Annotated in this window: 17 protein-coding genes; 7 read left to right on the forward strand and 10 right to left on the reverse strand. The window is 69.5% G+C overall.

Features of this window, described 5'->3' with window-relative positions:
• Positions 1-128: 128 nt before the first annotated feature.
• Positions 129-1,169, forward strand: coding sequence for a phosphotriesterase family protein (locus KPL78_RS03395; RefSeq protein ID WP_219761469.1), 1,041 nt, complete (start codon positions 129-131; stop codon positions 1,167-1,169).
• Between the two features lie 353 nt (positions 1,170-1,522).
• On the opposite strand, the gene mtgA is transcribed toward KPL78_RS03395, so the two are convergent.
• Positions 1,523-2,170: a monofunctional biosynthetic peptidoglycan transglycosylase gene (gene mtgA, locus KPL78_RS03400; protein ID WP_255568529.1), complete on the reverse strand. Its 648-nt coding sequence runs from the start codon at positions 2,168-2,170 to the stop codon at positions 1,523-1,525.
• A gap of 239 nt (positions 2,171-2,409) precedes the next feature.
• Here mtgA and yghU point away from each other — a divergent pair, with 239 nt between their 5' ends.
• Positions 2,410-3,285 (forward strand): glutathione-dependent disulfide-bond oxidoreductase, encoded by an 876-nt coding sequence (gene yghU, locus KPL78_RS03405; protein WP_219761473.1) that lies wholly within the window; start codon positions 2,410-2,412, stop codon positions 3,283-3,285.
• 324 nt (positions 3,286-3,609) lie between these two features.
• Here yghU and KPL78_RS03410 read toward each other — a convergent pair whose 3' ends face one another.
• The 5 genes from KPL78_RS03410 to KPL78_RS03430 are packed head-to-tail and all read right to left on the reverse strand — an operon-like array spanning position 3,610 to position 10,234.
• Positions 3,610-4,383 carry an SDR family NAD(P)-dependent oxidoreductase gene (locus KPL78_RS03410; protein ID WP_219761475.1) on the reverse strand — a complete coding sequence of 258 codons (774 nt, stop codon included), beginning with the start codon at positions 4,381-4,383 and terminating at the stop codon, positions 3,610-3,612.
• Between the two features lie 11 nt (positions 4,384-4,394).
• Positions 4,395-6,377 carry a hydantoinase B/oxoprolinase family protein gene (locus tag KPL78_RS03415; protein ID WP_219761476.1) on the reverse strand — a complete coding sequence of 661 codons (1,983 nt, stop codon included), beginning with the start codon at positions 6,375-6,377 and terminating at the stop codon, positions 4,395-4,397.
• A gap of 4 nt (positions 6,378-6,381) precedes the next feature.
• Positions 6,382-8,442 carry a hydantoinase/oxoprolinase family protein gene (locus tag KPL78_RS03420; protein WP_219761477.1) on the reverse strand — a complete coding sequence of 687 codons (2,061 nt, stop codon included), beginning with the start codon at positions 8,440-8,442 and terminating at the stop codon, positions 6,382-6,384.
• Positions 8,443-8,447: 5 nt separating this feature from the next.
• Positions 8,448-9,194: an SDR family NAD(P)-dependent oxidoreductase gene (locus tag KPL78_RS03425; protein ID WP_219761478.1), complete on the reverse strand. Its 747-nt coding sequence runs from the start codon at positions 9,192-9,194 to the stop codon at positions 8,448-8,450.
• The gene (locus tag KPL78_RS03430; RefSeq protein ID WP_255568530.1) at positions 9,191-10,234 is read right to left on the reverse strand and encodes a ketopantoate reductase family protein; all 1,044 of its coding nucleotides are present in this window, start codon (positions 10,232-10,234) and stop codon (positions 9,191-9,193) included. Before KPL78_RS03430 ends, KPL78_RS03425 begins: the two co-directional genes overlap by 4 nt.
• Positions 10,235-10,405: 171 nt before the next feature.
• Here KPL78_RS03430 and KPL78_RS03435 point away from each other — a divergent pair, with 171 nt between their 5' ends.
• From KPL78_RS03435 to KPL78_RS03455, 5 genes are read left to right on the forward strand one after another with little or no spacing between them, the layout of a single operon-like run.
• The gene (locus KPL78_RS03435) at positions 10,406-11,995 is read left to right on the forward strand and encodes an ABC transporter substrate-binding protein (protein WP_219761479.1); all 1,590 of its coding nucleotides are present in this window, start codon (positions 10,406-10,408) and stop codon (positions 11,993-11,995) included.
• A gap of 31 nt (positions 11,996-12,026) precedes the next feature.
• On the forward strand, positions 12,027-13,031 hold the full coding sequence (locus KPL78_RS03440) for an ABC transporter permease (RefSeq protein WP_219761480.1): 1,005 nt from the start codon (positions 12,027-12,029) through the stop codon (positions 13,029-13,031).
• Positions 13,031-13,885 carry an ABC transporter permease gene (locus KPL78_RS03445; protein WP_219761481.1) on the forward strand — a complete coding sequence of 285 codons (855 nt, stop codon included), beginning with the start codon at positions 13,031-13,033 and terminating at the stop codon, positions 13,883-13,885. Before KPL78_RS03440 ends, KPL78_RS03445 begins: the two co-directional genes overlap by 1 nt.
• Positions 13,875-14,879, forward strand: coding sequence for an ABC transporter ATP-binding protein (locus tag KPL78_RS03450; RefSeq protein ID WP_219761482.1), 1,005 nt, complete (start codon positions 13,875-13,877; stop codon positions 14,877-14,879). The genes KPL78_RS03445 and KPL78_RS03450 overlap by 11 nt, the downstream gene beginning before the upstream one ends.
• Positions 14,876-15,847, forward strand: coding sequence for an ABC transporter ATP-binding protein (locus KPL78_RS03455; RefSeq protein WP_219761483.1), 972 nt, complete (start codon positions 14,876-14,878; stop codon positions 15,845-15,847). Before KPL78_RS03450 ends, KPL78_RS03455 begins: the two co-directional genes overlap by 4 nt.
• 363 nt (positions 15,848-16,210) lie before the next feature.
• Here the strand turns inward: KPL78_RS03455 and KPL78_RS03460 are convergent, their stop codons facing one another.
• The 4 genes from KPL78_RS03460 to KPL78_RS03475 form a co-directional block, all read right to left on the reverse strand.
• On the reverse strand, positions 16,211-16,933 hold the full coding sequence (locus tag KPL78_RS03460) for a haloacid dehalogenase type II (RefSeq protein ID WP_219761484.1): 723 nt from the start codon (positions 16,931-16,933) through the stop codon (positions 16,211-16,213).
• A gap of 418 nt (positions 16,934-17,351) precedes the next feature.
• On the reverse strand, positions 17,352-18,827 hold the full coding sequence (locus KPL78_RS03465) for an amidase (RefSeq protein WP_219761485.1): 1,476 nt from the start codon (positions 18,825-18,827) through the stop codon (positions 17,352-17,354).
• A gap of 134 nt (positions 18,828-18,961) precedes the next feature.
• Entirely contained in the window at positions 18,962-19,393 is a 432-nt protein-coding gene (locus KPL78_RS03470) for a SprT family zinc-dependent metalloprotease (RefSeq protein ID WP_219761486.1), read from the reverse strand.
• A complete protein-coding gene (locus KPL78_RS03475; protein WP_219761487.1) occupies positions 19,390-20,133 on the reverse strand; it encodes a DUF2786 domain-containing protein in 744 nt (247 codons plus the stop codon). Before KPL78_RS03475 ends, KPL78_RS03470 begins: the two co-directional genes overlap by 4 nt.
• Between the last annotated feature and the right edge of the window lie 92 nt (positions 20,134-20,225).

Genomic DNA, 20,225 nt, shown 5'->3' on the forward strand with positions numbered 1-20,225 from the left:
CGGATGGTGCCGGGCGCGGTTTGCGGTTTGTCGCCCTTCGCCGCACCATCGGCGTGAGCGGAGATGAGCGGGACCTAGGCGGATGCCGCGGCCATGGATGATCACGCTCTGCGAGAAGGAGAGACGGAATGCGCCTGACGCGCGACGAGATGCGGGGCAAGGCCCAGACGGTACTGGGGCTCGTGGATCCGGCTGAACTTGGCCCTACCCTGATGCATGAGCATCTGATCTGGAACATCACCCATCCGGACAAGCGCCAGCCGGGCGTCAGCGGCGGGCCGGATCACGGGCAGTATTGGGACCTGCTGAACAGCCACGTCACGGATATCCGAAACACCACGCAGAAGGACCGCGCCGTCGCCGCGCGCGCGACGCGGGAGATCGTGGATGCGGGCGGCAAGACGGTGGTCGAGCTGACCATCGGCGGGCTGGAGCCCGATCCGGAAGGCCTGGCCCAGGTGGCGCGCGAGACCGGTGCGCATATCGTCATGGGCTGCGGGCACTATGTGCACACCTACCAGGATCCGAGGAACCACGACCGCAGCATCGACAGCTTCGCGCAGGAGATGATCGACCAGGTGCAGCAGGGCGCCTGGGGCACCGATGTGCGCGCCGGCATCGTCGGCGAGATCGGCTGCGAATGGCCATGGACGGATACCGAGAAGCGGTGCCTCGCCGCGGCGGTGATCGCGCAGCAGGAAACCGGCGCGTCGCTGACCATCCATCCGGCGCGGCACGAGGACCATCCCTGGATGCTGGTCGAGTTCCTGCGGGAACACGGGGCCGACATGACCCGTACCATCATCGACCATATCGACCGCACCATCTTCGACGATGACCGGCTGTTCCGGCTGGCCGATGCGGGGGTGGTCCTGGAATGGGACCTGTTCGGGCAGGAGAACACCTACTACGCGCATTCCGACATCGACATGCCGAATGACGGCATGCGGCTGCGCACCATCCGGCGCGTGATCGACCGGGGGCACCTCGACCAGGTCGTGATCAGCCACGACATCTGCCACACCATCCAGTTCAGCGAATGGGGCGGGCATGGCTATGCCCACATCCAGAAGAAGGTGCTGCCGCACATGCGCAAGCGCGGCTGGCAGGAGAGCGAGATCGAGGCGATCATGGTCGGCAATCCGCGGCGGCTGCTGACCTTCATCTGAGAATCTGTTTGGAAACGCGTCATGCGGCGCGTTTCCGCGTCCGGCACCGGCCGGTATCCCCACCCGGCCACCCACGTCAGTATCCTGGAATGGGTGGCCGGCTGGGGGTACGGGCCGGTGCCGGACTTTCCAGACAGACTCTGAGAGACCAGGTCGGGCATGCGCGGTGCGGCATCCCCGTCCAGGCGCCACGCGGGACGGCACCTCACGATCGCGCACGGGCCCATCGCGGCTTGCTTCGCCGCGGCGCGTGGGTGCATTGCGCGGCACCCTGCGCGAACAGTCGATGGCGAAGGCGTCGGGGGCGCGTGCCCGGTTCGCGGCAGCGCGGCCTCCGCACGTCGCGGGATCGGCTACCAGGCGCAGCCGAGCAGTGGACGGATCGTGCCGACGCGTCGTTCGATGATCGCGGCGCGGCGGCGGACATAGGGGCCCGGTTCGCCGGCCGACCATTCGAGTGGATTGGGCAGGACGGCTGCGAGAAGGGCGGCCTCGCGCGTCGAGAGCCGGGCGGCCGGCTTGCTGAAGAAGTGGCGGGACGCCGCTTCCGCGCCATAGATGCCGGGGCCGAACTCCACGCTGTTGAGATAGACCTCGAGCACGCGCTGCCTGGGCCAGAGCAGCGCGATCTGCGGCGTCAGCCAGGCCTCGAACAGCTTGCGGATTGGATCGCGGCCGGGCCAGAGGAAGAGGTTCTTCGCGGTCTGCATGGTGATGGTGCTGGCGCCGCGCGGTCTTTCGCCATCCGACCAGGCATCCATCTGGTCGCGCAGCGCGGCGAAATCGAAGCCGAACCATTGCGTGCAGAACAGGTTGTCCTCGGACGCAATGACCGCCGCGGCGAGGCTGGGCGCGATGGCGGTATTCGGCACCCAGTCCCGTTGCCATCCATATCCCTGGATGAGGCGTATCAGCATCAGGGGCGTCGCCGGCGGCGGCACGACACGGAACAGCAGGATCAGCGCGACCGGCAGGCCGAGGCCGAGAAGGGCCGCCCGCATGAGAAGGCGCTTCCGTCGGGACCATCCCGCGCGTGTCGGCTGCTCGCGCGCGGCCCTGGTCATCGCCGATGACGATCCCGTGTCATGGGCGCGATGGTATCGGCGCTGCCTGGGCAGGGCCATCCCCGGCGGGCATGACGGTCGCGGCACGCCTTGGCGGCGCGCCCTGGCGAAGTTCGGGCAGCATCCCACCTGATAGCGTATCGGCCGGCAGCGGCCACGGATCAGGAAGGAAGCTCATGAGTTCAGCGACCGAATACGCACCAGCCAAGGTCTGGACGTGGAACAAGGCGAATGGCGGGCGCTTCGCCAACATCAACCGGCCGATCGCCGGGCCGACGCATGAGAAGGACCTGCCGGTCGGACGGCATCCGCTGCAGCTCTATTCGCTCGCCACGCCGAATGGCGTGAAGGTGACGGTGATGCTGGAGGAGCTTCTCGCGCTGGGCCATGCGGGGGCGGAGTATGACGCCTGGCTGATCCGCATCGGCGAAGGCGACCAGTTCGGGTCCGGATTTGTCGCGGTGAATCCGAACTCGAAGATCCCGGCATTGCTGGATCGCAGCGGGCCGGTGCCGATCCGGGTGTTCGAGTCCGGGGCGATCCTCGTGCATCTCGCGGAGAAGTTCGGGGCCTTCCTGCCGAAGGACGCCGCGGCGCGCGCCGAATGCCTGTCCTGGCTGTTCTGGCAGATGGGCAGCGCGCCCTATCTCGGCGGCGGCTTCGGGCATTTCTACGCCTACGCGCCGGCGAAGATGGAATATCCGATCGATCGGTTCACGATGGAGGTGAAGCGGCAGCTCGATGTGCTCGACCGCCGCCTGGCGGAGAGCCCGTATATCGCCGGCCCGGACTACACCATCGCCGACATGGCCATCTGGCCCTGGTATGGCGGGCTGGTGAAGGGGTGGCTCTATGGCGCGGCGGAATTCCTCGACGTGCAGAGCTACACGAATGTGCAGCGCTGGGCGGAGATGATCGGCGAGCGCCCGGCCGTGCAGCGCGGGCGCATGGTCAACCGCGTGCAGGGAGAGCTGTCGGGCCAGCTCCGCGAACGCCACGACGCCAGCGACTTCGAGACGAAGACGCAGGACAAGCTGGAAGCGGCCGGGTAGGGACGGGTCCGCAGGGAGGAGCCTGCGCGCCGGGTCTGGCGGATGCCGGTCCAGGTTTCCGGCCGGCCGATTGGAGGAGCCTTGCCCCTCCAAACCGCCCCACCAAAGGCCCGAGGCCTTTGGAAACCGTCACTGGGCCCGGGGCGGTGCAGGCATCCCCCTTGTCGTGCAGCGTGCTTCGGGCGCAGGTGCGGGTTCCGGCATGCATTCTGCGAGTGGCGCATGACGCCAGGTCGAGGTTCCAAAGGCCTTTCGGTCTCTGGTGGGGTAAGTCCGAGAGGGGCAAAGCCCCTCTCGGTTCGACATCGCCGGAAGGGGCGGTGTTCAGCTCCGTGCCCGCGTGGCCGCGCCGTCGCGGCGGTTGATGTGTCCGCCGCCGCCGGCATCCAGCACCGTTCCGGTGATGTGAGCGGCCTCGGCTGAGCAGATCCAGGCCACCACGCCAGCGAACTCCGCCGGTGTGGACAGGCTGCGCAGCAGCGATCGCGCGCGGATCGCATCGGCATAGCCCGGCGGCATCACGACGGCGGCGCTGCCTTCGGCGAAGCCTGGCCGCACGCTGTTCACGCGGACGCCGTGGGGGCCGAGTTCCAGCGCGAAGGCGCGGGTGAGGTATTCGAGCGCGCATTTCGACGCGCCATAGGGCACGCCGTTGCCGCGGATCACCTCGGCCGCCGCGGAGGTGACATTGACGATGGCGCCGCGCCCGGCCTGCGCCATCGCACCGCCGATGCCCTGCATCAGGCGGAAGGGCGCGCGGGTGTTGACGCCGAGGATGCGGTCGTATTCGGCGGGCGTGACCTCCATCAACGGGAGGAAGGGGTAGAGCCCGGCATTGTTGACCAGCACATGCGGCGCGCCGCCGTCGCTCGCCGCATGGATCAGGGCGTCGATGGCGTCGTCGTGCGTGAGGTCCGCCGGGAGCAGCGTGAAACATCCTGCCGGCAGAGCGGTGGAGGCCGACGCGAGGCGGTCCGCGTCGTGGTCGGTCAGCAGAAGGGTCGCGCCTTCCGCCGCGAAGCCCGCGGCGAGGGCGGCCCCATAGACGCCGGCGGCGCCGGTGATCACGACCTTCTGTCCGGCGAAGCGCGTTCCCATGGGCGGTTCCTTCACGCGATCTGGGGAAATTCGTCCTGCAGGGCGGCGATGGCGCGCCGCACCTCGGTGCCGTCGCCGCGGCGGTCGGCATCGGCGGCGACGGAGGCGAAGACGCGACGCTTCGCGAAGTGGCGCCAATGGACCGGCAGGCGCGCCAGGGCCTCGGTCAGCGCGGCGTAGTTGGCCTCGGTCCAGATCGCCTCATGCGCGGCGCGTTCGGGGCCGGCATCGGCCGGGGGACGGGGTTCGGCGGCCATGGCGGCGCGGCGCGCGACGGTCGCCGCGTCATCGCCGGGGATCACGCCGTAATCGCGCTCCGCGGCCTCGCGGGTGATCTTGCCAGCGTCGAGGTCGGCCAGCACCGCTTCGATCGGGCGTTCCCAGGGCGGGCCCCAGCCGGCGGCGCCGGAGCAGACGATGCGGATCACGTCGCCCGGATCGAGGGTGACGACATCCGTATTGCCCAGGTTCTGCGCCCGTGCGGTCCCGGGGTTGCGCCAGAATTGGGAGGTCGCGCCGGCCCGGCCGCCGGCGATGCCCATGGCGCGGAAATGCGAGCGGTCGCGGTTGCGTGCGGTGACGACCGTCCCCGGCGCATGGACGCGGAATTCGAGCACGGTGGCGAGGCCGCCGCGATGCAGCCCGGCGCCGCCGGAATCGGGTTCGAGGCCATAGCGGAGGATGCGGACGGGGACCTCGGCCTCGCTGATCTCGACCGGGGTGTTCTTGAGGAATCCGCTGTTGGCGCCCGAGCCATCGGCGCCGTCGCCGAGGGGCGAGCCGCCGGCACCGCCGGTGATCGGGTCGATCGCCGCCATGATGCGGCGGCCGGTGCGATTGTCGGTGGTGTTGACGTTGGTCATCGGCCCGCCGCTGGCGGGGCCGGCGGGCAGGCGATCGGGCAGGGCGCGGCGGAAGGCGCCCATGACGACGCCCTGCAGGCGCATGCAGGTCATCGACCGCATGCCGACCGCGGCGGGGAAGACCGGGTTCAGCACGGTGCCTTCCGGCACGATGCAGGTGGCGGGGCGGATCAGCCCGCCATTGAGCAGCACCGTCGGGTCGAGCGTGTAGAGGACGTAGTTCCAGCCGACCATCAGCAGGATGTGCCGCGGATTGCCGCCGGTCGGCATGTTCAGCGAGGCGGCGAGCTGCGGATCGGAGCCGGTGAAGTCGAGTTCCGCCGCATCGCCGCGGATGCGCAGCGTCAGGTGCAGGCGGCAGGGCAGGCCGTCGGGCGAATCCTCGTCGAGGTAGTCGGTAAAGGGGTAGTCGCCATCGGGAATGCCGGCGATGACGAGGCGCGCCTGGCGCTCGCCAAGGTCGAGAAGGCCGCGGATGCCGGCACGGAAGGTCTCGATCCCGAAGCGGCGGATCATCTCATGGACCTTGCGCTCGCCGGTCGTCATGGCGGCGAGCTGGGCCTTGAGGTCGCCCCAGTTCTGCGTCGGCGCGCGGACATTGGTCAGCATCACGTCGAGCAGGCCCTGGTCCAGCATGCCGCGATCGACCAGCTTGCAGGGCGGGAAGCGGATGCCTTCCTGATGCACCTCGGTCAGCGCGCGCGACAGCGAGGCGGGCACCGCACCGCCCATATCGGTGTTGTGGATGTGGCCGACCGCGAAGCAGACCAGCTCGCCCTTCCAGAAGACCGGCTTCCACAGATGGATGTCCGGCGAATGGGTGCAGACGAAGCCGCTGTAGGGGTCGTTCGTCATGCAGACATCGCCTTCATTGTAGCTGGCGATGGCGCGGATGACGGGGCCGTAGTCGAGGCCGACGAACCAGGTCGCGCCCAGTTCGCGCGGGGAGGCGAAAGTCTGGCCGTCCGGCGTGGTGAGGCCGGTGGTGAAGTCCTCCGTCTCCTTCACGAAGGTCGAATGCGCGGTGCGGAAGAGCGTGAAGGCCATGCTCTCCGCCGCCGCCTGGGCGTGGTTGCCGAGGATCTGAAGAGTGACCGGGTCGATGGTCGCCGGCGCGGTTGTCCCGTGCATGTGGTCAGGCCTCCATGCCCTGCGGCGCCTGCACGCCGAGACGAAGATTGCCGAAGCGGTCGACCTCGCCGGCCAGGCCGGGCGGGATGCAGCTTGTCGTGTCCTCCTGCGCGACGATGCAGGGGCCGGCGATGCGGTGGCCGTGGCGCAGCGCGTCGCGGCGATAGAGCGGCGCGGTATGCGGGGCGCCGTCGAGGAAGACCGTGACCGTGCCGGCGGGAATGGGATCGCCGCTCACGCGGTCCTGTTCGGGGAAGCGGGGGGCGGGCACGGCACCGGCGATCACCATGCGCAGCGAGATGGCCTGGATCGGCGCGTCGCGGTCGGCATGTCCGTAGAGGCGTTCGTGCTCGGCATGGAAGGCGTCGGCCATGGCGGCGAGGTCGCCCTGCGCGAGCCATTCGGGGCGCAGCGGCACCTCGATCTCGAAGGACTGGCCGCGGTAGCGCATGTCGGCGGAGGGGAGCAGGCGGGCCTCGCCGGTGAAGCGCTGTTCCTCGGCGAGCCAGTGGCGGGCCTGGGATTCGAGGCGCGCGAAGCGGTCGACGAGGGCGGGGAGAGAGGCGGCATCAAGCTCGGCATAGACGGTGTCGAGGAAGTCGTTGCGGATTTCCGCGATCAGGCCGCCCAGGGCGGAGAGCACGCCGGGCGTGGTCGGGATCAGCACGTCGCGCATGCCAAGTTCGCGCGCGAGGAAAGCGCCCAGCATCGGTCCGGCGCCGCCGAAGGGCAGCAGGCAGAAATCGCGCGCATCGACGCCCTGGCGCGCGGCGAGCTTGCTGACTTCCTTGTACATGCCACTGACGGCGACCTGGACGATGGCCTCGGCGGCCTGGTGGCGGGTGCGGCCGAGGGCGGCGGCGATCGCATCGACCGCCTGTTCGGCGAGGTCGCGGCGCACGCTGACGGCGCCGTAGCCGAGCTCGCCATGGCCGATCCAGCCGAGCACGCACATCGCATCGGTGATGGTCGCGCGGGTGCCGCCGCGGCCATAGCAGGCGGGGCCGGGGGTGGAGCCGGCGCTCTCCGGCCCGACGGTCAGGCGGCCGATGGCATCGACGGCGGCGATCGACCCGCCGCCCTCGCCGATGGAGGAGACGGCGACGGTGGGGATGTAGACGGGGAAGTCGCCGACACGTTCGCCCGTGCCGTAGCCGGGCGCGCCATCGGCGATGATGGCGACATCGGCGCTGGTGCCGCCGATGTCGAGGCTCATCGCCCGGTCGATGCCGGCCTGGCGCGCGACGAAGGCGGCGCCGATCGCGCCCGCGGCGGTGCCGGAGAGCAGCATCTCGACGCAGCGGGTCTTGCCGAGCTCGGCGCGCATGACGCCGCCATTGGACTTGGTGACCATCGCCTCGGCGGCGACGCCGGCGCGCTTCAGCGCGTCCTGCAGCGAGCCGAGGTAATAGGCGACGCGCGGCTGCACATGGCCATGCACCGTCGCGGTGACGGTGCGTTCGTATTCGCGGATGATCGGCCAGATGTCGGCGGAGCAGTAGACCGGCAGGTCGGGGCGCTTCGCCGCGATGATGGCCTTGGCGGCGTGTTCATGCGCCGGGTTGCGCCAGGCATGGATGAGGGCGAGGACGATGCCCTCCGCACCCAGGGCCTCGGCGCGGGCGAGGGCGGCCTCGACCGAGGCGGGGTCGAGCGGCTCGGCCTCGGAACCGTCGGCGAGCAGGCGGCCGCGGACTTCCAGCACGCGCGCGCGCGGCACCAGCGGATCGGGGCGGCGGGAATAGAGGTGGTAGGGGTCGGGGACCTTGAGGCGCGCGACTTCCAGCACGTCGCGGAAATTCTCGGTCACGAGAAGCGCGAGGCGGATGCCCTTGCGCTGGATGATGGCGTTGACGCCGACCGTGGTGCCGTGGGTGAACCAGGCGATGTCGGCCGGCGCGACGCCGAAGCGCTGTTGGATGCCTTCAAGGCCGGCGATGACCTCGGCGCCCGGGCGGTCCGGCGTGGTCAGCACCTTAAGGGTGGAGAGCGCGCCGCTCGCTTCGTCGAGGACGCAGAAATCGGCGAAGGTGCCGCCGATGTCGACGCCGACGCGGCAGGCCATGCGGTTCAGATCTCCCACTGGAAGCCGTCGATGGTGAAGGCCTGGCCGGTGATGAAGAAGGGCTCGGTGCAGGCGAGGAAGGCGACGAGCTGCGCGACATCCGCCGGCGTGCCGAGCCGGTTCAGCACGATCTTCTTGGCGAGTTCCGGGCCGCGCGACTTGGTGAGCGAATTGCCGACCTCGGTCTCGATGATGCCGGGGCAGACGCAGTTGATGGCGATGGTCGGGCCGAGTTCCTTCGCCAGCGCCTTCGTCATGCCGATGATGCCGGCCTTGGCCGCGGCATAGGAGAATTTCGACACCGCACTGGTCACGCCGCCGGTATGCGCGTTGAGCGAGGACATGGAGACGATGCGCCCGCCGCCGCCATCGAGCATCATCGGCGCGAAGGCCTGGATATAGTTGAAGCAGGATTTCAGGTTGATCGCGATGGTGCGGTCGAAGCCTTCCTCGGTGATGTCGAAGATGCCGGTGGGGTTGCCGCGGCCGGCATTGTTCACCAGCACGTCGATCCGGCCGAAGCGCGCCTGCACCGCCGCGGCGATGGCCTTGGCGCGCGCGTGGTCGGCGACGTCGGCTTCCTCGGTCATCACCTGGCGGCCGAGGGCGGTGATCTCGCCGGCCGTGCGGTGCATCTCCGGGGCCAGCATGTCGACGATCACGATGTCATAGCCGCGCCGAGCGAGCTCCAGCGCGCAGCCGCGCCCGATGCCACGGGCCGAGCCCGTGACGACCGCCACCTTGTCCGTCATGCCTCGGCCCCCTGCCGCGCGGTTGCGATGCCGAGAAGGTTCTCGGCAAGTTCCATGCCGATCTCGCGCTCGCCGCGCTCGACGGCGCCGATCAGCGCGACCAGCCGGTCCAGCACGGGTGTCGCGATGCCGTGGCGGCGCGCCATGGCCAGGACCGGGGCAAGCTGCGCGCCCGCATCGGTCGGGCGGCGCCGGACCGCGAGGTCCCGCCAGATGCCGCTGCGCGGCTTGGCCGTGGCGCGATTGAAGGCAGCTATGGCTGCGATGGAGGCATCGATCGCCGCCGCATCGCCGCGGCCGAAGGCGTCCGGGTCATAGCCGTTGAAGCCGATCGGGCGGACACCGGCGGCGGTGGCGACGGCCATGACCTCCCCGATCAGGGCGAGGTGCAGGGGGCGCAGCGCCGGCGCATCGATGAAGTCGGCAATGGTCTCGTTGGTCAGGGCGCTCGCCTTGAGCAGGGCGCCGTAGCCGATCTTGCCCCAGAGATAGGCGAAGATGTCGTCGGCGATGACCGTGACCGCGTCGAAGTCGCGCAGCAGGGCGTGCAGGGCGAGGATGCGCGGCGTGCGGGCGCCGTCGAGCTCGCCCAGGACGACCGCGCCGCGATTGGCATAGAGGATGTCGCCCGGGCCGTGCCAGTCCGCGCCGAAATTCACGAAGGCGCCGATGACGCGCGAGGCGCCGAGGATGTCGGCGAGCACCAGCTCGTTGAGGCCGTTCTGCGCGGAGACGACGTATCCGTCCTCGGTGAGGTGCGGGGCGAGGGCGCGTGCGGCATCCGCCGTATGGTGCGCCTTGACGGCGAGGATGACACGGCGGAAGCGCCCGGACAGCGCGGCGGGCGTGAAGGCGGGGCCGCCCGTGGTGAATTCGGCGACCGGGCCGCGGATCGTCAGGCCGCCGCCGGCGATTGCCGCGACGTGGTCCTCGACGAGATCGACGAAGGTCACGTCATGGCCGGCCCGGCGGAGGAAGGCGCCGATCGTTCCGCCGATCGCGCCCGCGCCCCAGACCAGGATCGGATCGTCGTGCATCATGTCCCCCGCGACGCGGTTCCGGGCGGAACGCTAGTGGCCACGGGCGGGCGCGGCAACCGGGGCTGATGCCTTGACGCCGCGGCACGGTGATTGCCAGCATGCGCCGCTGCGTGTCCGCGGGACATGTCTGCGGCGCGCCGCAGCCGGAGGCACACAATGGGAGACCGGGCGATGGAACAGCGCCGCGAACACGCCGTGCCCGCGGGCACCGGACGACGTGACCTGCTGAAGGCAGCCGCCGCCGGGACGGCGATGATGGGCCTGCCCGGCGCCGCGCTGGCGCAGCGCGGCGGCGGGCGCATCGTCTTTGCCAATGGCAGCGCCTTCGACACGATGGATCCGCATGCAACCTTCGATGTCGGCCGCGTCGCCTATCGCCTGAACCTCTATGACGGGCTGATGCGCTGGCTCGACAATCCGCCGAAGCTCGAACCATGGCTGGCCGAGAGCTACACGGTGTCCGACGACGGCAAGCAGTATGTGTTCAAGCTGCGGGCCGGCGTGAAGTTCCATGACGGCACGGACCTGACCGCGGAGGACGTGGTCTATTCGATGGACCGCATCCTGGCGGTGAAGAAGGGCGCCTATCCGCTGTTCGCGCCGTTGATCGAGCCGGGCTCGACCAAGGCGCGCGACAGGCTGACGGTGGAATTCAACCTGAAGGAAGCGTCGGCGATCTTCGCGGCGATCACCCACGACATCTACATCGTGAACAGCGCGCTGGTGAAGCGGAACGAGAAGGATGGCGACTGGGGCCAGGAGTGGATCGCGCGCAACGATGCGGGGTCGGGGTCGTATATCCTGCGGCGCTTCGATCCGGCGCGCGGCTTTCTCGCCCAGCGCTACGACCAGCATTTCCTGGGGGCGGCGGGCCTGCAGGAGATCGACTTCCGCTATGTGGCCGAGGTGAACAGCCGCGTGCTTGGCCTGGTGCGCGGCGATTTTCAGGGCACCGATCCCTACATGCCGCAGGACCAGATCACGCGGCTGCAGGGCGATGCGAACATGAACATCATGGAGGCGGAGTCGACGCGGCTCTTCTACGCCACCATGCACCACCAGCGTCCGCCCTTCACCGATGCGAACTTCCGCAAGGCGGTCTGCCACTGCTTCGACTACGATGGCTGGATCAACAACATCCTGGGCGGATCGGTGGTGCGCAACACCCAGGTGATCCCGAACCCGATGTGGGGGGCGCCCAAGGATGTCGTGGGCTACACCTACGATATCGACAAGGCGAAATGGTACCTCCAGCGGGTCCAGGCGCCGCTGCGGGAGATCACCGTCGCCGGCATGGTGGGCTATGAGCAGTCCATGCAGGCGGCGGCGCTGCTGCAGAACGGCCTGTCACGCGCCGGCATCCAGAGCCGGCTGCTGAACGAGCCCTGGCCGGTCGTGTCCAACAAGATGCGCGATCCGGAGCAGATGTACGACATGCTGTTCCTCTGGCGCAGCACCTACTACGCCGACCCGCACAACTGGGCCGGCGAGATCCTTGCCAGCAACCGCCATCGCGGCGGCAACGCCAGCTACTATACCAACCCGGAGGTGGACCGGCTGCTGGCCGAGGCCCTCGCCGTACCGGACCAGGCGCGCCGCGCGCCGCTCTACGAACAGGTGGCGCGCATCAGCAGCGAGGATGCGGCCTGCGTCTTCATCCACAACACCAAATGGTACGGCCCCTTCCGCAAGAACGTGCAGGGCGTGCGCTTCTGCCCGATCGGCGACGGGCAGGAGATGCGGTGGCTGCGCATCACCTGATTACGGCTGGCAGGCCCGGAGCGGCGAAGGCATGAAGACGGTCGTCCTGATCGTGAACCGGCTCGCCTGGTTCGTGCCGACGCTGCTTGGGCTGCTCGCGATCGTCTTCTTCATCTCGCACATCGTGCCGGCGGACCCCGCGGCCTTCGTCGCCGGGGAGAATGCGACGCCGGAGACGATCGCGGCGATCCGCACGAGGCTCGGGCTCGACCAGCCGCTGCATGTGCAGTTCTGGCGCTACATCGTCTCGATCTTCGATGGGGATATGGGGCGCTCGATCTATACCGGCCGGCCGGTGGCGGAGGATCTGCTCAGCCGGCTGCCGGCGACGCTCGAACTCACCCTGGTCACGGTGGTGGTGGCGACGGTCGTCGGCGTGCCGCTCGGCGTCGTTTCCGCGCTGCGGCGCAATTCCTGGCTGGACCATGCGCTGCGGGTGGTGACGATCGCGGGCCTCGCCATCGCGAGCTTCTGGTTCGCGATCCTGCTCCAGCTCCTGTTCTCCATGCGGCTCGGGGTGACGCCGCTGGGCGGGCGGGTAGAAGGCTGGGGGCCGGAACAGATCACCGGCTTCTACCTGATCGACGCGCTGATCCTGCAGGACCATGAGATCCTGCTCGATGCGCTGCAGCACATGATCCTGCCGGTGATCACGCTGGCCGTGCCGGCGACGGCGACCATCGTGCGCTTCACCCGCGCGGGCGTGCTGGACGCGCTGCAATCCAACTACGTGCTGTATGAGACGGCGATGGGCTATCCGCGCCGGCTGGTCATCTGGAAATACGTGCTGCGCAACGCGCTGATCGGTACCGTCACCCAGATCGGCCTGATCTTTGGCATCCTGCTGGCCGGCGCGGTGGTGGTGGAGGCGGTGTTCGACTGGCCGGGGCTCGGCACCTTCGCCGTCAATTCCATCCTGTCATCGGACTACAATGCGGTGATGGGCTTCACAGTCGTCGTCGGGACGATGTTCATCGTGGTGAACCTCATCGTCGATATCCTCCACGGCATGATCGATCCGCGGGAGGCCCGCTGATGCTGCGTATCCTGAGGAAGCTGATGGAGGACCGGGCGGCGCTGCTCGGCCTGGTCCTGATCGTCCTGCTCGTGCTCGCGGCGGTGCTCGCGCCGCTGCTGTCGACGCATCCGGGGGATGTGGCGGAGTTCCACACCGCGCGGAGGCTGTCGGCGCCGGGGGCGGAGAACTGGCTCGGCACCGACCGCATGGGCAGCGACATCTATTCGCGCCTGCTGTTCGGGGCGCGCATCACCATCACCATCGCGGTGACCGCCATCGCGGTCGCGGTCGCGATCGGCGTGCCGATCGGGCTGATCGCCGGCTACTACGAGGGGATCGGCAGCGACCTGCTGATGCGGGTGTCGGACATCTTCCTCGCCGTGCCGCAGATCGTGCTGGCGATCGCCATCGCGCAGACGCTGGGGCCGTCGATCGAGAACGTGATCCTGGCGCTGTCGGCGACCTATTGGCCGTTCTGGGCGCGCCTGGTCTTCGCCGAGACGCGGTCCTGCAAGAACGAGCCCTTCGTCGAGGCGGCGATCGCGCTGGGTTGCTCGCCCTATCGCGTCATGGTGCTGCATATCCTGCCGTCGATCTCCTCCTCCATCATCGTGCGCACCACCATCGGCATGGGCGGGACGATCCTGACGGCGGCAACGCTGGGATTCCTGGGGCTTGGGCCGCCGCCGCCGACGCCCGAATGGGGGCGGACCATCGCGGAATCGCGCGAGTTCCTGCCGATGGCCTGGTGGTATGCGGCGTTTCCGGGGCTGGCCATCTTCCTGGTCGTGATGGGGTTCAACCTGCTGGGCGATGGGCTGCGCGACGTGCTCGATCCGCGGCTGAGGCGGGCGGCCCGGCATGGAAAGTGACCTGATCGCGGTGCGCGGGCTGCGGGTCTCCTTCGGCTCGGATGCCGGGGTGGCGCGCGTGCTCGATGGGGTGGATCTGACCATCCGGCGCGGCGAGATCATGGGGCTGGTCGGCGAATCCGGCTGCGGCAAGACGACGCTGGCGCGATCCATCCTCGGCATCCTGCCGCCCCATGCGACGCGCATCGAGGCGGGAGAGATCCGCTTCGAGGGACGGGACCTGCTGGGGCTCGGGGAAAAGACGCTGGCGAGCGAGATCCGCGGGCGGGCGATCGCCTATATCCCGCAGGACCCGTTCACCGCCTTCAACCCGGTCTTCACCATCGGCACGCAGATCGACGACCTGATGCGCTTCAAGTCGCCACTGCTGCGCGGGGGCGCGCTGTCGGGGCGGGACCGCCGGCGGCAGGATCGCGCCCGGGTGCTGGAATTGCTCCGCATGGTGCAGTTGCCCGACCCGGAGGGCGTGCTGCGGAAGTATCCGCATGAAGTCTCCGGCGGCCAGCGCCAGCGGCTGATGATCGCCATGGCGCTGCTGCCCGAACCGCAGCTCGTCATCGCCGATGAGCCGACCACGGCGCTCGACGTGACGGTGCAGGCGCAGATCCTGACGCTGCTCAAGCGCCTGGCGCGGGAGCATGGCGTCGCGGTGCTGTTCACCACGCACGACCTCGGCACGGCCTATGAGATCTGCGACCGCATCACGGTGATGTATGCGGGGCAGGAGGTCGAGGAAGCGCCGGTGGCGAGCTTCTTCGACGCGCCGTCGCATCCGTACACGCGCAAGCTGCTCGACAGCCTGCCGTCGTCGGAGAACGGCATCCGCGGCATCGCCGGGGAGATCCCCCGGCTGATCGACCCGCCATCGGGATGCCGCTTCCACCCGCGCTGCGAACGCGCGACGGAGGAATGCCGGACCACGAGGCCGCCGCCCGAGGCCGTGGCGGCGGGCCATACGGTGCGCTGCCACCACCCGCTGGAGGGCGGCGCATGACCGTGGAGCCGATCCTCAGCGTCGACGGGCTGCACAAGCATTTCCCCGTCCGCAATGTCTGGAAACGCCGGGTCGGCTGGCTGCGCGCGGTCGATGGCGTGTCCTTCGACGTGCGGCGCGGCGAGATCCTGGGGATCGTGGGCGAGTCCGGCTGCGGCAAATCCACCCTCGGCAAGACGCTGATGGGCATCCAGCCGGCGACATCGGGCCGCGTCGTCTTCGAGGGGAACGATGTCGCGGGGCTGACGCCGGCACAGGCGCGGAAATACCGCGAGCATCTGCAATACTGCTACCAGGACCCGGGGGCCTCGCTCGATCCGCGCTGGACCATCCGGTCGTCCCTGCATGAGCCGCTGATCGTCCACACCGACCTGCCCACGGCGGAACGCGAGACGCGCGTGCGCGAGATCCTGAAGGCGGTCGGGCTGCCGGAGACGCATCTTGATCTCTATCCGCACGAAATCAGCGGCGGGCAGCAGCGGCGCGTGGGGCTGGCGCGCATCCTGACGCTGAAGCCTTCGGTGGTGATCCTCGATGAGCCGACATCGGGGCTCGACGTGTCGGTGCAGGCGACGATCCTGAACCTGTTCCTCGACCTGCAGCGCGCCTTCGGGCTGACCTATCTGTTCATCTCGCACGACCTGTCCGTCGTGCGGCTGGTCTGCCATCGGGTCGCGGTGATGTATCTCGGCCGCATCGTCGAGATCGGGCAGACCGAGGCGATCTTCGCCGCGCCGCAGCACCCCTATACGCAGTCTCTGCTGGCGGCGATCCCGAAGATCGGCGGGGCGCGCGTCACCGACAGCTTCGCGCTGGAAGGCGAGCCGCCCAGCCCGACCAACCTGCCATCCGGCTGCCGGTTCCGCACGCGCTGCCCGCGCGCGGCGGGGCTCTGCGCGGAACAGGACCCCGCGCTGCTGGGGGATGGGGCGGAGCATGCCGTGGCCTGCCACTTTCCCGGGCCGTAAGGGCAGGCGTCGCAGCGGTGCTGTTTCCTGGGCGGTGGAACCGGGTGGGGCATTGCCCCTCTCGGGCTCACCCCAGCAAAGGCCGAAGGGCCTTTGCAGACTTCCATCTAGTGCGGGGCATCGCGGTCCTTCCCCCTGAGGACGAGTGGTTCCGAGCCCGGCGCGCCGCAAATGGCCGGCACCCCGCATGGTGGGCGCGCGGCGTCGCCGGCCAACAGTGCTGCGCAACACCAGGTATCGGTTTCCAAAGGCCCTCTGGCCTTCGGTGGGGAGACGTCCGGAGAGGGGCAAAGCCGGTCTCCGGTTCCACAGTTCCGGTCGTCGCGGGGCCTGCCAGGCGGAGCCCCGCCGATCCCATCGGTATCAGTCGGCGGCCGCGGCCTTGTGGGCCTCGGCCAGGGCGCCGAGGCTTTCGAAGCGGAAATCGTAGCGGCCGGCCTCGGCGGGTTCCGGCGTTGCGCCCCAGCCGGGCCGGTCGTGGCGGCGGTCGATCCAGGCTGTGGCCAGGCCGATCTTCTTCGCCGGCACATGGTCGTGGAACAGGCTCTGCGCGGTGTGGAGGATATCGGCCTTGCCGACGCCCATGGTCGCGAGATGACGCAGCATGAAGTCGAAATTCGCGAGGTCGGGCTTGTAGGAGCCGATGTCCTGCGCCGTGCAGATGGCATCGAAGGTCACGCCGAGGCGGCGGTTGCTGCCGGCGAAGCTGACGCGGTCCACATTGGACAGGATGACGAGCCGGTAGTGCTGCTTGAGATAGGCCAGCGCGGCGGGGGAGTCCGGGAAGGCCGGCCAGTCGGGCACGGAGGCGCCGAAGCGGCGATGGTCCTCCTCGGCCATCGTGACGTCCCAGGCCTTGGCGAGGCGGCGATGCACTTCGGTGAGGATATCCGAGTAGATCATGCGCGGCGTCTCCGCTTCCTGCGCGGCCTCGGCTTCGCCGAAAGCCTCGAGCGCAGCGTCGCGCGACAGCGCCGTGCCGGCCTTCGCCAGGAGCGGCTGCAGGGCCGCGTGGATGCCGCTCTCCCAGTCGATCAGGGTGCCGTAGCAGTCGAAGGTCAGGGTGGTGAAATCCGTGAGGCGCATGGCGAGTTCCTGTCGGAATGGATGGGGGTGCCGCCGGGCGCGACATGGGGAAGCGGGACGGATCCTGCCACTCCTCTCATCTTGGCGGCACGCCCGGCAAGGGCCCTGCCTTCGGAACCGACGCTTGGCGCGATGCGGTTCTTTCGAGGCGTGGGTGCGTTGTGCCCCGCATGCATCCGGGCGCCGGGCCACGAGCATGCGCCGATGGATGGCTGAACCGTGCCGCGAGATGCCAGGTCGAGGTTTCCAAAGGCCGTTCGGTCGATGCGCCTCCATTCACGTTGCATGGCAACGTGAATGGGATTCCGTGGCGTGGAGAGGCTTGAAGAGCGGCAGCGCCCCGTGCATCCGCCGTCAGGTGGCGTGGATGGGGCTGATCCTCGCCCGCTGCTGCCGGCCGAACCCCGCGCCCTTCGCCCTATGGCGCCGCGACATGCACGCCGGGCCGCCTGCCGTCGTTCCATCGGCCGCCGATCGCGCGTTCGATCTGCGCCGCCAATTGCAGCAGCAGCCCGTCATTCGCCTGGCGGGCCAGGGCCTGGATGCCCAGCGGCAGCCCGTTGTCCTGCGTGGCGAGCGGCAGCGAGATCGCCGGAATGCCGGCGAGGTTCGCGAGCGGCGTATAGGCGAAGTTGCGCCACAGATTGGCGAACCAGTCGAGCACGTCGGGATTGTCGCTGATCGTCAGGTATTCCGTCGTGCCGATGCGCGGCGTCGGCAGGGCGGTGATCGGGGTCAGGATGATGTCCCAATCCTCGAAGAAGGCGCCGAAGGCGCGGGAGGTGGTGTTGAACACCCCCTGCATGCGCGCGCGTTCCGCATAGGAGATGTCGCGGCCGTATTCCCAGATGCGGATGTTGATGGGTTCGACCAGGTCGGCCGGCGGGCGGTCGAGGCCGCGCTGGGCGAGCAGGTTGGCGATGGTCTGCGCGAAATTGCTGATGTAGCAGGTGGTCTGGGCGGCGAAGGCGGCACGGAAATCGACCGCCGGTACCGTCCAGGCGACGTGGTGGCCGAGGCCTTCGAGGAAGCGGCCGACGCGGGCGAGTTCCTCCACCCGTTGCGGCGTGGCGCGGTAGTCGCCCCATTCATGCGACAGCGCGATGCGGAGCCGGCCGGGGTCGCGTTCGATCAGCGCCGAACAGGATTCGGGCGCGGTCCAGTAGGGCATGAACTCGCCCGGCGCGCCGCCCCGGCAGGAATCCACGAACAGCGCCGTGTCGCGCACGCTGCGGGTCAGGCAGCCCTGGATGGAGACCAGCCCCGTCAGGTCCGACGCGGCGGGGGCGATGGAGAAGACGCCGCGGGAGGGCTTCAGCCCGATCACGCCGTTCACGCCGGCGGGGATGCGGATTGACCCGCCGCCATCGGTGGCGTGCGCGATCGGCAGCACGCCCGCCGCGACCATCGCCGCGCTGCCGGCCGAGGAGCCGCAGGTGGTGTAGTCGGTGTCCCAGGGATTGCGCGTGACATAGACGGCGGGGTTCTCGGCCGAACTGCAGCAGCCGAATTCGGGCGTTGTCGTCCGGCCCATGATGTTCAGTCCGGCCCGGCGGATGCGGCCGGCCAGGTAGCTGTCCGCCGCGGCGCGGTTGCCGCGCATCAGCAGCGAGCCCATCTCCTGCAATCGCCCCTTCAGGGTCGGGCCGAGATCCTTCATCAGGTAGGGCACGCCGGCGAAGGGGCCGGCGGGGTCCATGCCGTCCTTCAGCGGATCGGCCACCACGTCGTCGAACACCTCGACGACGGCGCTGACCGCGGCATTCGTCGCGGCGATGCCGGCGGCAACCTGGGCCGCGAGCTCGGCCGGCGTCAGCGCCCCCTGGCGGACGAGGCCGGCCAGCGCGACGGCATCCTGCGCGGCCCATTCGTCCCAGCTCATCGCCAATGTCATGTCGTGCACCTGTCCCCGAAGACGCGCGGGCAGCCTAGAGCGGGACGGCGGAAGGTGAAATCACCCGATCCGGCGGGCAGGATCGAACGGATCATGCGCGGAACGCCGGCCCGGGCGGGTGGGGGCGACGGGGGTCAGCCAGGGTCGAGGAAGGTGGGTCGGGCGTCCGCGTTCCACCGGATACCGTCGGCGGCGAGGGTCTCGGCGAGCAGCGCGGGGTCGAGGCGGCAAAAGCGGACCAGCAGCCGCACGTAGACGCCGACGAAATCGGGGCCGTGGCCGGCGCCGCGGCCCTCGGCCGTGCTGGTCATGGCGTGGGCGATCTCGTGCAGCAGGACCCAGCTCGGCAGGGATTCGGGGGCTTCGATGGCGAGGCGGCTGCCGGTGGCGAGCACCGCCTTCGTCGCCTTCCGCGGCCGGATGCGGGGCGGCCAGCGCAGCCCCTCCGTGGTCCAGACATGGTCGATGAGCGCCTGCATCTGCCCGAACGGCACGATGGACCGGTCGAGCGGGGCGACGACGCGGTTCTCCCAGGCGTAGAGGCGTTCGTCCCGTGCGCTGGTCATCGGGTCCGGCCGGGCAGGCGCATCGTGCCGCCGGCGCCGCGGACAGGTCTTTGCAGGTTCACGCGGCCGCCGGCCTCGACGCCCTTCCGGTAGGCGGCGCCGTCGCGCACCGTCCGCGTCGTGTAGCTGGTGCGCAGGCGAATGCCGAGCTCGCCGAAGCCTTCCGCGATGATCTGTTCCTTCACCAGGACGAGGGCGGTGCCGGTCGAGGTCGGCTGGCGCGCGGCCTCCTCCGCGGCACGGCGATGGGCGGCGAATTCCTCGATGCGCGTCGACACGCGCTCGGCGAAGCCGTAGCGGAAGCTGCGCAGGCGGTTCTGGGGCGTGGCGCGACTGCGGCGATAGGCATCGCTGGCGCGGAACAGGGCTTCCTCGTGATCGACCGCGCCCGCCACCAGATGCATCAGGTATTCCGCCATCAGCACATCGGGTTCGAGGCCGAAGAAGACGAAGTGGTCGCGCCCGACCATCCAGCCGCGGGTCTCGGTCAGGTCGATCACCGAGAGGAAGATGGCGGAGAGCGCCTGGAGGCGCGGGCCGGTGAAGGCGATCTCGCGTTGCAGGCAGGTCTCCTGCCGCAATTCCACCTCGGACATGGTCAGGCCGTAGACCTCGAGCAGCTCGCCGATCTTCTGGGCGGCGGCCAGCGCCTCGGCTTCCGAGCAGCCGCGTTCGACCGTGCGCGCGGCCAGCGCCCGGATGCGGGTCTTCACCTTGTCGAGTTCGGTCTGTTGGCTCACCGCGTCACGACCTCGTTCACCTGGAGCGACATTCCATCCTTGAGGGGGGCAGCCGGGCGTGGCGGGGCAGGGCGCCCGCGCCGGAGGCAGCG

It is taken from the genome of Roseomonas alba, assembly GCF_019430885.1.
GTDB classification, from domain to species: Bacteria; Pseudomonadota; Alphaproteobacteria; order Acetobacterales; family Acetobacteraceae; genus Neoroseomonas; species Neoroseomonas alba.

Coding starts and splice junctions, on each gene's coding strand:
- KPL78_RS03395 (WP_219761469.1), top strand. CDS start 129: ATGCGCCTGACGCGCGACGAGATGCGGGGCAAGGCCCAGACGGTACTG.
- mtgA (WP_255568529.1), bottom strand. CDS start 2,170: ATGCGGGCGGCCCTTCTCGGCCTCGGCCTGCCGGTCGCGCTGATCCTG.
- yghU (WP_219761473.1), top strand. CDS start 2,410: ATGAGTTCAGCGACCGAATACGCACCAGCCAAGGTCTGGACGTGGAAC.
- KPL78_RS03410 (WP_219761475.1), bottom strand. CDS start 4,383: ATGGGAACGCGCTTCGCCGGACAGAAGGTCGTGATCACCGGCGCCGCC.
- KPL78_RS03415 (WP_219761476.1), bottom strand. CDS start 6,377: ATGCACGGGACAACCGCGCCGGCGACCATCGACCCGGTCACTCTTCAG.
- KPL78_RS03420 (WP_219761477.1), bottom strand. CDS start 8,442: ATGGCCTGCCGCGTCGGCGTCGACATCGGCGGCACCTTCGCCGATTTC.
- KPL78_RS03425 (WP_219761478.1), bottom strand. CDS start 9,194: ATGACGGACAAGGTGGCGGTCGTCACGGGCTCGGCCCGTGGCATCGGG.
- KPL78_RS03430 (WP_255568530.1), bottom strand. CDS start 10,234: ATGATGCACGACGATCCGATCCTGGTCTGGGGCGCGGGCGCGATCGGC.
- KPL78_RS03435 (WP_219761479.1), top strand. CDS start 10,406: ATGGAACAGCGCCGCGAACACGCCGTGCCCGCGGGCACCGGACGACGT.
- KPL78_RS03440 (WP_219761480.1), top strand. CDS start 12,027: ATGAAGACGGTCGTCCTGATCGTGAACCGGCTCGCCTGGTTCGTGCCG.
- KPL78_RS03445 (WP_219761481.1), top strand. CDS start 13,031: ATGCTGCGTATCCTGAGGAAGCTGATGGAGGACCGGGCGGCGCTGCTC.
- KPL78_RS03450 (WP_219761482.1), top strand. CDS start 13,875: ATGGAAAGTGACCTGATCGCGGTGCGCGGGCTGCGGGTCTCCTTCGGC.
- KPL78_RS03455 (WP_219761483.1), top strand. CDS start 14,876: ATGACCGTGGAGCCGATCCTCAGCGTCGACGGGCTGCACAAGCATTTC.
- KPL78_RS03460 (WP_219761484.1), bottom strand. CDS start 16,933: ATGCGCCTCACGGATTTCACCACCCTGACCTTCGACTGCTACGGCACC.
- KPL78_RS03465 (WP_219761485.1), bottom strand. CDS start 18,827: ATGACATTGGCGATGAGCTGGGACGAATGGGCCGCGCAGGATGCCGTC.
- KPL78_RS03470 (WP_219761486.1), bottom strand. CDS start 19,393: ATGACCAGCGCACGGGACGAACGCCTCTACGCCTGGGAGAACCGCGTC.